The organism is Streptococcus sp. 1449 (assembly GCF_013276805.1).
In the GTDB taxonomy this organism is placed as follows: domain Bacteria; phylum Bacillota; class Bacilli; order Lactobacillales; family Streptococcaceae; genus Streptococcus; species Streptococcus pseudopneumoniae.
Window position 1 is genome coordinate 1 of the sequence record NZ_VMLS01000109.1, and the last position, 7,536, is coordinate 7,536.

General features: G+C 42.8%; 7 protein-coding genes and 3 pseudogenes. All 10 read left to right on the forward strand.

The annotated features are described in order from the left end of the window. Window positions 1-127, forward strand: a pseudogene (locus HT687_RS11380) (IS30 family transposase); the annotation flags it as partial. Then, window positions 128-408 (forward strand): annotated as a pseudogene (locus HT687_RS11385) (transposase). A 120-nt stretch (window positions 409-528) separates the two neighbouring features. After that, window positions 529-1,407 (forward strand): mevalonate kinase, encoded by an 879-nt coding sequence (gene mvk / locus HT687_RS11390; protein ID WP_000163312.1) that lies wholly within the window; start codon window positions 529-531, stop codon window positions 1,405-1,407. Next, window positions 1,389-2,342: a diphosphomevalonate decarboxylase gene (gene mvaD / locus HT687_RS11395; protein ID WP_000373448.1), complete on the forward strand. Its 954-nt coding sequence runs from the start codon at window positions 1,389-1,391 to the stop codon at window positions 2,340-2,342. The genes mvk and mvaD overlap by 19 nt, the downstream gene beginning before the upstream one ends. Next, the gene (locus HT687_RS11400; RefSeq protein ID WP_023937535.1) at window positions 2,329-3,336 is read left to right on the forward strand and encodes a phosphomevalonate kinase; all 1,008 of its coding nucleotides are present in this window, start codon (window positions 2,329-2,331) and stop codon (window positions 3,334-3,336) included. The genes mvaD and HT687_RS11400 overlap by 14 nt, the downstream gene beginning before the upstream one ends. Next, window positions 3,320-4,330 (forward strand): type 2 isopentenyl-diphosphate Delta-isomerase, encoded by a 1,011-nt coding sequence (gene fni / locus HT687_RS11405; protein ID WP_000210663.1) that lies wholly within the window; start codon window positions 3,320-3,322, stop codon window positions 4,328-4,330. The genes HT687_RS11400 and fni overlap by 17 nt, the downstream gene beginning before the upstream one ends. Window positions 4,331-4,406: 76 nt before the next feature. Further along, window positions 4,407-5,105, forward strand: coding sequence for a cell wall-active antibiotics response protein LiaF (gene liaF / locus HT687_RS11410; protein WP_001224643.1), 699 nt, complete (start codon window positions 4,407-4,409; stop codon window positions 5,103-5,105). Next, complete coding sequence (locus HT687_RS11415) at window positions 5,102-6,097, forward strand: sensor histidine kinase (protein WP_000743691.1); 996 nt, start codon at window positions 5,102-5,104, stop codon at window positions 6,095-6,097. Before liaF ends, HT687_RS11415 begins: the two co-directional genes overlap by 4 nt. 13 nt (window positions 6,098-6,110) lie before the next feature. After that, window positions 6,111-6,743, forward strand: a complete 633-nt coding sequence (locus HT687_RS11420) for a response regulator transcription factor (protein ID WP_000698415.1) — start codon at window positions 6,111-6,113, stop codon at window positions 6,741-6,743. Beyond that, a pseudogene (locus HT687_RS11430) lies at window positions 6,744-7,406 on the forward strand (DNA alkylation repair protein). It begins immediately after the preceding gene. The last annotated feature ends 130 nt before the right edge of the window (window positions 7,407-7,536 follow it).

The window sequence follows — 7,536 nt, forward strand, 5'->3', positions numbered from 1 at the left end:
AAAACTCATCTTAAAACAAGACAAGATTCTGTCCATCACGGCAGATAATGGTACAGAATTTAACCGCTTGTCTGATGTATTTTCTGAGGAACATATCTATTATGCGCACCCCTATGCCTCTTGGGAGATTGAACCCTATTTCTCCAAACACCGCACCTATAAATGGCCGAAACGAGTACTTGTTAATGAGACTTTGTACGTCACTAAAACAGGTTGTCAATGGCGCATGCTCCCTCACGACTTTCCTCTTTACTTAACGGTATGGAGTTTCTTTCGTCGTTCTATGACGACAGGTTGGTTCCAGGTCAATGGCAGATGGTACTACGCGCTTATAGCTCAGGTGCCTTGGCAGTGAATACGACTGTAAATGGCTATTCTGTCAACTATAATGGCGAATGGGTTCAATAATGAAAGAAGCGATTGTGAATGGAAACAATCGCTTTTTTTGTGAAAATATAATAAAATAGATAGGAAAGAATTAATACTTGTATGAAAAATAAGACGTTTTTCGTCTAGTAAAAGGAAAAAATGACAAAAAAAGTTGGTGTCGGTCAGGCACATAGTAAGATAATTTTAATAGGGGAACATGCGGTCGTTTACGGTTATCCTGCCATTTCCCTGCCTCTTTTGGAGGTGGAGGTGACCTGTAAGGTAGTTCCTGCAGAGAGTCCTTGGCGCCTTTATGAGGAGGATACCTTGTCCATGGCGGTTTATGCCTCACTGGAGTATTTGGATATCACAGAAGCCTGCATTCGTTGTGAGATTGACTCGGCTATCCCTGAGAAACGGGGGATGGGTTCGTCAGCGGCTATCAGCATAGCGGCCATTCGTGCGGTATTTGACTACTATCAGGCCGATCTGCCTCATGATGTACTAGAAATCTTGGTCAATCGAGCTGAAATGATTGCCCATATGAATCCTAGTGGTTTGGATGCTAAGACCTGTCTCAGTGACCAACCTATTCGCTTTATCAAGAACGTAGGATTTACAGAACTTGAGATGGATTTATCCGCCTATTTGGTGATTGCCGATACGGGTGTTTATGGTCATACTCGTGAAGCCATCCAAGTGGTTCAAAATAAGGGCAAGGATGCCCTACCATTTTTGCATGCCTTGGGAGAATTGACCCAGCAGGCAGAGGATGCGATTTCACAAAAAGATGCTGAAGAACTGGGACAAATCCTCAGTCAAGCGCATTTACATTTAAAAGAAATTGGGGTCAGTAGCCCTGAGGCAGACCATCTGGTTGAAACGGCTCTTAGCCATGGTGCTCTGGGTGCCAAGATGAGCGGTGGTGGGCTAGGAGGCTGTATTATAGCCTTGGCAGATAATTTGACACACGCACAAGAATTAGCAGAAAGATTAGAAGAGAAAGGAGCTGTTCAGACATGGATAGAGAGCCTGTAACAGTACGTTCCTACGCAAATATTGCTATTATCAAATATTGGGGAAAGAAAAAAGAAAAAGAGATAGTGCCTGCTACTAGCAGTATTTCTCTAACTTTGGAAAATATGTATACAGAGACGACCTTGTCGCCTTTACCAGCCAATGTAACAGCTGACGAATTTTACATCAATGCTCAGCTACAAAATGAGGTCGAGCATGCCAAGATGAGTAAGATTATTGACCGTTATCGTCCAGCTGGTGAGGGCTTTGTCCGTATCGATACTCAAAATAATATGCCTACGGCAGCGGGCCTGTCCTCAAGTTCTAGTGGTTTGTCCGCCCTGGTCAAGGCTTGTAATGCTTATTTCCAGCTTGGTTTGTCTCGGAGTCAGTTGGCACAGGAGGCTAAGTTTGCCTCAGGTTCTTCTTCTCGGAGTTTTTATGGACCACTAGGTGCCTGGGACAAGGATAGTGGGGGAATTTACCCTGTAGAGACAAACTTGAAACTAGCTATGATCATGTTGGTGCTAGAGGACAAGAAAAAACCAATCTCTAGCCGTGACGGGATGAAACTTTGTGTGGAGACTTCGACGACTTTTGACGACTGGGTTCGTCAGTCTGAGAAGGACTATCAGGATATGCTGATTTATCTCAAGGAAAATGACTTTGCCAAGATTGGAGAATTAACGGAGAAAAATGCTCTTGCTATGCACGCTACGACAAAAACAGCATCACCAGCCTTTTCTTATCTGACCGATTCATCTTATGAAGCGATGGACTTTGTTCGTCAACTTCGCGAGCAAGGAGAGGCCTGCTACTTTACTATGGATGCCGGTCCTAATGTCAAAGTTCTTTGTCAAGAGAAAGACTTGGAGCATTTATCAAAAATCTTCGGTCAACGTTACCGCTTGATTGTGTCAAAAACAAAGGATTTGAGTCAAGATGATTGCTGTTAAAACTTGTGGAAAGCTCTATTGGGCAGGTGAATATGCTATTTTAGAGCCCGGACAGTTGGCCTTGATAAAGGCCATTCCCATCTATATGAAGGGCGATATTGCTTTTTCTGACAGCTACCGTATTTATTCAGATCTGTTTGATTTCGCAGTAGATTTGGCGCCAAATTCTGACTACAGCTTGATTCAAGAAACGATTGCTTTAGTGGAAGATTTCCTGACTTATCGAGGTCAAACTTTAAGACATTTTTCTCTAGAAATTCGAGGAAAAATGGAACGGGAAGGGAAAAAGTTTGGTCTAGGTTCTAGCGGTAGCGTCGTTGTTTTGGTCATCAAGGCTCTGCTAGCTCTGTATAAGCTTTCGGTTGATCAGGAGCTTTTGTTCAAGCTGGCTAGCGCTGTCTTGCTCAAGCGCGGAGACAATGGGTCTATGGGGGACCTTGCCTGTATTGTGGCAGAGGATTTGGTTCTTTACCAGTCATTTGATCGCCAGCAGGTAGCAGCTTGGTTGAAAGAAGAAAATTTGGCGACTGTTTTAGAGCGTGATTGGGACTTTTCAATTTCACAAGTGAAACCAACTTTAGAATGTGATTTCCTAGTGGGATGGACCAAGGAAGTGGCTGTATCTAGTGATATGGTTCAACAAATCAAGCAAAATATCAATCAGAATTTTTTAAGTTCCTCAAAAGAAACAGTGGCTTCTCTGGTAGAAGCCTTGGAGCAGAGGAAATCCGAAAAAGTTATTGAGCAGGTGGAAACAGCCAGCAATCTCTTAGAAGGCTTGAGCGCAGATATTTATACGCCTTCGCTTAGACAGCTGAAAGAAGCCAGTCAAGATTTGCAAGCCGTTGCCAAAAGCAGTGGCGCTGGTGGTGGTGATTGTGGTATTGCCTTGAGTTTTGATGAGCAATCAACTGAAACCCTAAAAAACCGTTGGGCCGATCTGGGGATTGAGCTCTTATACCAAGAAAGGATAGGACATGACGACAAATCGTAAGGATGAGCACATCCGCTATGCCCTTGAGCAGAAAAGTTCCTATAATAGCTTTGATGAGGTGGAGCTGCTTCATTCTTCCTTGCCTCTTTACAATCTGGATGAAATCGATCTGTCGACAGAGTTTGCTGGTCGAAAGTGGGATTTTCCTTTTTATATCAATGCCATGACAGGTGGGAGTGAAAAAGGTAAAGAAATCAATCAAAAGTTGGCTCAAGTGGCAGAAGCCTGTGGTATTTTATTTGTAACGGGTTCTTATAGCGCAGCACTCAAAGATCCAGCAGATGACTCTTTTTCTGTCAAGTCTAGTCATCCCAATCTCCTCCTTGGAACCAATATTGGATTGGACAAGCCTGTCGAGTTAGGCCTTCAGACTGTAGAAGAGATGCATCCTCTTCTCCTGCAAGTGCATGTCAATGTCATGCAGGAATTGCTTATGCCTGAGGGAGAAAGGAAGTTCAGAAGCTGGCAATCGCATCTGGCAGACTATAGCCAGCAAATTCCTGTTCCTATTGTTCTCAAGGAAGTGGGCTTTGGAATGGATGCCAAGACCATCGAGAGAGCCTATGAACTGGGTGTTCGTACAGTGGATTTATCAGGTCGTGGTGGCACCAGCTTTGCCTATATCGAAAACCGTCGCAGTGGCCAGCGTGATTACCTCAATCAATGGGGACAGTCTACCGTGCAGGCCCTACTCAACGCCCAAGAATGGAAAGACAAGGTCGAACTCTTGGTTAGTGGAGGCGTTCGGAATCCGCTGGATATGATTAAGTGTTTGGTCTTTGGTGCCAAAGCTGTAGGACTGTCACGAACAGTTCTGGAATTGGTTGAAACCTATTCAGTTGAAGAAGTGATTGGTATTGTTCAAGGCTGGAAAGACGATCTGCGTTTGATTATGTGTGCTCTTAATTGTGCCACCATAGCAGATTTGCAAAAAGTAGACTATCTTCTTTATGGAAAATTAAAAGAAGCAAAGGATCAGATGAAAAAGGCGTGACCACCGCCTTTTTTCCATCCTCAGACTGAGGTGACTTTTTTGAAGTGTGATAAAATAGAAAGGAGAGGATCAACCTATGAGAAAATTTAAAATCTTTTTATTTATCGAAGCCTGTCTTTTGACGGGAGCTCTGATTTTGATGGTTTCAGAGCATTTTTCACGTTTTCTGCTGATTTTATTCCTCTTTTTGCTTTTGATTCGCTATTACACTGGTAAAGAGGGCAATAATCTTCTTTTAGTGGTGGCAAGCATTCTCTTCTTTTTCATCGTCATGCTCAATCCTTTTGTGATTCTAGCTATTTTTGTTGCGGTCATCTATAGTCTCTTTCTTCTTTACCCGATGATGAACCAGGAAAAAGAGCAGACAAATTTGGTTTTTGAAGAGGTTGTGACGGTTAAGAAGGAGAAAAATCGTTGGTTTGGCAATCTCCATCATTTTTCAAGTTATCAAACTTGCCAGTTTGATGATATCAATCTCTTTCGTCTCATGGGCAAGGACACCATTCATCTGGAGAGGGTGATTCTAACCAATCATGACAATGTCATTATCCTCAGAAAGATGGTAGGAACGACCAAAATCATTGTACCTGTAGATGTGGAAGTCAGCCTTAGCGTTAACTGTCTCTATGGGGATTTGAATTTTTTCAATCAGCCCAAGCGAGCCCTTCGCAATGAACACTATCATCAAGAAACAAGAGACTATCTCAAGAGTAACAAGAGTGTCAAGATTTTCTTGACTACTATGATTGGGGATGTGGAGGTGGTCAGAGGATGAAAAAACAAGCCTATGTAATCATTGTTCTCACCTCCATCTTATTTGTCTTGTTTTTCTCCCACAGCTTGATGGAAATCCTTGATTTTGACTGGTCTATTTTCTTGCATGATGTCGAAAAAACAGAAAAATTTGTCTTTTTGTTGTTGGTGTTCAGCATGTCCATGACCTGTCTCTTAGCCCTATTTTGGCGAGGTATTGAAGAGCTTTCTCTAAGAAAAATGCAGGCTAATCTCAAGCGTTTATTGGCAGGGCAAGAAGTGGTTCAAGTTGCAGATCCAGATTTGGATGTCAGTTTCAAGTCCTTGTCAGGTAAACTTAACCTTTTGACAGAAGCTCTTCAAAAGGCTGAAAATCACAGCCTTGCTCAGGAAGAGGAAATCATCGAGAAAGAACGGAAGCGAATTGCTCGGGATTTGCACGATACCGTCAGTCAGGAGTTGTTTGCGGCTCACATGATTTTGTCAGGTGTCAGTCAACAGGCTTTGAAATTGGATAGAGAAAAGATGCAGATCCAGTTGCAGAGTGTCACAGCTATTGTAGAAACTGCCCAGAAGGATTTACGGGTCTTGCTCTTGCATTTGCGACCAGTTGAGCTGGAGCAGAAGAGTCTGGTTGAAGGAATTCAAATCCTTTTAAAAGAGCTTGAGGATAAGAGTGATCTCAAGGTTAGTTTCAAGCAAAATGTGACGAAATTGCCTAAAAAAATCGAGGAGCATATCTTCCGTATTCTGCAAGAGTTGATCAGCAATACCCTTCGCCATGCCCAGGCATCTTGTCTGGATGTCTATCTCTATCAGACAGATGTTGAATTGCAGCTGAAGGTGGTGGACAATGGGATTGGTTTCCAGTTAGGGAGTTTAGACGACCTGAGTTATGGACTACGCAATATCAAGGAGCGGGTTGAAGATATGGCAGGGACGGTTCAGTTATTGACAGCTCCCAAGCAAGGACTGGCAGTTGATATTCGTATTCCCCTGCTCGATAAGGAATGATAAAGGAGTAAAGATGAAAATTTTACTGGTAGATGACCATGAAATGGTCCGATTGGGCTTGAAAAGCTACTTTGACCTCCAAGACGATGTAGAAGTTGTGGGCGAGGCTGCAAATGGGTCTCAAGGTATTGACTTGGCATTGGAATTGCGTCCAGATGTTATTGTCATGGATATTGTCATGCCTGAGATGAATGGAATTGACGCGACCTTGGCTATCCTTAAAGAATGGCCTGAAGCCAAGATTTTGATTGTAACTTCGTACTTGGACAATGAAAAAATCATGCCTGTCTTAAATGCTGGTGCTAGGGGCTATATGCTCAAGACTTCTAGTGCCGACGAACTACTCCATGCCGTCCGTAAGGTGGCTGCTGGGGAGCTGGCCATTGAGCAAGAGGTCAGCAAGAAGGTCGAATATCACCGAAATCACATGGAACTTCATGAGGACCTAACTGCGCGTGAGCGAGATGTTCTCCAACTGATTGCCAAGGGTTACGAAAATCAGCGCATCGCTGATGAACTTTTTATCTCTCTTAAGACGGTCAAGACCCATGTGTCCAATATCCTTGCCAAACTTGAGGTCAGCGATCGCACCCAGGCAGCGGTCTATGCCTTTCAGCACCACTTGGTGGGGCATGAGGAGTTTTAGATGAGTTTAGCAGATTTACTTGAGGAGCTAGAAGCAGCAAAAGACTCTAAAAAGCAAGACCCATGGAAGCCCATATGCGCCATCAATTTTCTTTTCTAGGTATTGCGGTGCCTGAAAGAAATAAACTCTATAAAAATATTTTCCAGAAGCGAAAAAACAAAGATTATCGATTGGGATTTTGCAGATACTTGCTGGGAAAAAGAATCTAGAGAATACCAGTATGTGGCTGCTAACTATTTGAAAGCAATGCAGTCTTATTTAAAGGACAGCGATTTGCCTAAGCTAGAGCAGTTGGTTGTTACCAAGTCTTGGTGGGATACGGTGGATATCCTAGATCGAGTAGTAGGGAGTTTGGTGTATGAGAAGCAGGAACTGGAAAAAATAACCCTCCAATGGAGCCTGTCAGACAATATCTGGTTGAGACGCGTCGCTATTGACCACCAGTTATTAAGAAAAGAGAAGACCAATACTCAATTAATGGAAAAGATTCTCCTTCATAACTTGAACCAAACAGAATTTTTTACCAATAAAGCCATTGGCTGGACTCTGCGAGACTACTCCAAAACGAATCCAACTTGGGTAACATGCTTTATTGAGAAAAACAAGGAAAGAATGGCTGAACTTAGTATCAAAGAAGCAAGCAAGTACCTCTATCGTGATTGAAAAGCGCAGTCATTAATTGAAAAGTTTACCTGTTTATGTGATAATGGAGGGTATTTACAGAAGGTGATAGATTTCTTGATTCTATAGTAGATTGAGAAATTTAGAATAGTATGCTATAATCCCATCTTTG